3 protein-coding genes are annotated in these 2588 nt (G+C 75.0%); all 3 read right to left on the bottom strand.

All coding sequences use genetic code 11. The features are described 5' to 3' along the window. Positions 1 to 24 precede the first annotated feature (24 nt). The 3 genes from AB0J52_RS35670 to AB0J52_RS35660 all read right to left on the bottom strand — a co-directional run bounded on the left by AB0J52_RS35670 (position 25) and on the right by AB0J52_RS35660 (position 2456). Positions 25 to 1179: an NAD(P)/FAD-dependent oxidoreductase gene (locus AB0J52_RS35670; protein ID WP_500187334.1), complete on the bottom strand. Its 1155-nt coding sequence runs from the start codon at positions 1177 to 1179 to the stop codon at positions 25 to 27. A gap of 91 nt (positions 1180 to 1270) precedes the next feature. Beyond that, entirely contained in the window at positions 1271 to 1873 is a 603-nt protein-coding gene (locus tag AB0J52_RS35665) for a helix-turn-helix domain-containing protein (RefSeq protein WP_500187333.1), read from the bottom strand. Positions 1874 to 2075: 202 nt separating this feature from the next. Next, positions 2076 to 2456 carry an SDR family NAD(P)-dependent oxidoreductase gene (locus AB0J52_RS35660; RefSeq protein WP_500187332.1) on the bottom strand — a complete coding sequence of 127 codons (381 nt, stop codon included), beginning with the start codon at positions 2454 to 2456 and terminating at the stop codon, positions 2076 to 2078. Between the last annotated feature and the right edge of the window lie 132 nt (positions 2457 to 2588).

Genomic DNA, 2588 nt, shown 5'->3' with positions numbered 1-2588 from the left:
CCGCGCTGCTGCTGCGCGAGCTGGTCACCGGGGCCGCGCCCTCGGTCGACCCGGAGCCGTTCCGGGCCGACCGCCCCGCCGTCCTCGGCGCGGACCGACCCGCCACCGCTTCGGAGGGAGCAGCGTGGTGCCCACCGAGAGGCCGATGCCGGCGCCCTCGTGGCCGGTGGCGTGCCAGAGGCCGGGCAGCCGGGGGTCGGGGCCGACGACCGGCAGGTGGTCGGGGACGTAGGGCCGGAACCCGCCGTACGCGCGCATCACCTGGACGCCCGCGAGCACCGGGTACAGCCGCAGCGCCTTGCGGGCGATCTCGGCGAGGACGTGCGGGCGGATCCGGTCGTCGAAGCCGACGCGGCGGCGGGCCGAGCCGAGCAGGACGGTCCCGGCGCGGGTGGACTCCACGACGGCCGAGGTCTGCAGGTCCTGCGCGCCGCTGCCGACCGCGCCGACGTAGTCGGCGTCGTAGACCTTGTGGAAGACGGTCGGCGGCTGCGGGGTGGTGACCAGCACCTCGCCGCGCCGGGGCCGGACGTCGACCGGCGCGCCCAGCCGGGCCGCGGTCTCGCCCGACCAGGGTCCGGCGGCGTTCACGACGAGGTCGGCGGGCAGGACGCCGCCGGAGGTGCGGACGCCGGTGAGGCGGCCTCCCGCGACACGCGCGCCGAGCAGTTCGCAGCCGGTGCGGAGCTCGGCGCCGTGCCGCAGGGCGTCGGCCAGCAGCGCGGTCGCCGCGCCGGCCGGCTGGACCTGCGCGTCGTCCGGGTAGTGGACGGCGGCGGCGACGTCACGGGTGAGGTGCGGCTCGGCGGCGGCGAGGGCCGCGGCGTCCACCGGCTCGGCGGTGACGCCGACGGCGCGCTGACCTTCGGCGAACCTCTCCAGCTCCCGGGCGCCCTCGTCGGTCGTGGCGACGACGATGCCGCCCTTGGGGTCCCACTCGACCGGCTCGCGGTCCGGCAGGACGTCCAGGATCTCGGGCCACAGCCGCCGCGACAGCCTCGCCAGCTCCAGCTCCGGGCCCGGCCCCTTGTCGGAGACCAGGACGTTGCCCTCGCCGTGCGCGGTGGTCGCCGCCGCGGGGCCGCCCCGGTCCAGGACGGTCACCGCGAGCCCGGCCCGCGCCAGCTCCCGCGCGCAGGCGGCGCCGACGATTCCGGCGCCCACGACCACGACGCGCATGCGTTCCCCCCACCAACTCGTTCGTTAAACCGAACGCTTCGGAGGTTATGACGCCTGTTCACGCCGTGTCAACGGTCCGGCGTGACCGAGTTCACGGAGTTTCGGCCAGGCACGGCGGGCCCGCCTTGGCGGAGTGAAGCCGCTGGTCAGCACGGTACTGGAGGAGGAGCACCGAACGGACCGGCCCCTCCAGGGCGGTGTAGCTGTGCGGGAGCAGGCCGTCGAAGCCGACGTAGTCGCCGGGCCCGAGCTCCACCTCCCGTCCGTCGACCCGAACGCCCAGCCGGCCCGCCTGCACGATGGTGTGCTCGGTGCCGACGTGGCCGAGGGAGTCCTGCCGGGAGTCCGGCCTGACCTGCTGGTCGTACACCTCGAAGATGGCGTCGCCGGACTCGATGCCGCGCAGCGGGCGCAGGTCCACCCCCGCGCCGGACAGCACCTCCACGTCCGCGGCGCGCACCACGGTCAGCCCGTTCGGCCGCTCGCTGTCCAGCAGGTCGGAGATGGGGACCTCCAGCGCCCGCGACAGGCTGAACACGGTCTCGATCGTGGGGTTGCCCGCACCCGCCTCCAGCTGCGACAGCGTCGCCTTGCCGATCTTGGACCGGCGGGACAGCTCCGACAGCGACAGCCCGCGCTCGGCGCGCGCCCGGCGGAGGTTCGCCGCCAGCATGTCGCGCACTGATTCGCTCACCCGCGTTCCCTTCGTCGTCCGGCGGGACGGCCGACACCCCACCGGCGTTCGCTTTACCGAACGAGTATAGGGCGGGGCCGTCCGGACGCCCCCGTGAGCGTCCGGACGGCCCCTCCGTCCTACCGCGCCCGGCGGCCGCGCCACGCCGTGAACGCGCCGCCGGCGCGTCCGCCGGCCGGGTCGGCGTGCGGGGCGGACCGGGCTACCAGGGCAGCGGGCCGTCCACGTCGCGGTAGGTGCCGGTCGGGCCGTCCGGGCCGACCTGGGCCATCCGGACGATGATCTCCACGCCCTCCTCGACGGTCTGGTGCCCGGCGTGCTGGTTGATGTCGGTCGCGGTGTAGCCGGGCTCCACCGCGTTGATCCGCATCCCGGTGAGCGCGTTGGCGTACCGGACCGTGAGCATGTTGACCGCCGCCTTCGAGGTCGGATAGGCCATGCCCGGGTAGTCGGCGTGCGGCGTCCCCGGCGCGCTCGCCTTCGCCAGCGACGCCAGGCCGCTGCTGACGTTCACGATGACGGGCGCGGCCGAGCGCTTCAGCAGCGGCAGGAACGCGTTCGTCACCCGCACGAGGCCGAACACGTTGGTCTCGAAGACGGTCCGGAGGTCGTCCGCCGTCACCGACGAGGCGTCCAAGCAGCGTCTGGAGCGGCTCCGCAAGGACCTGGCCGACAAGCAGGAGCACCTCAACGTCCTGAACTCCCGCTGGGAGAA

Origin of the sequence: Spirillospora sp. NPDC049652 (assembly GCF_040675125.1) — a bacterium.
In the GTDB taxonomy this organism is placed as follows: Bacteria; Actinomycetota; Actinomycetes; order Streptosporangiales; family Streptosporangiaceae; genus Spirillospora.
Note: the sequence above shows the minus strand (reverse complement) of the source record. Positions and strands in the feature narration are given on the sequence as shown.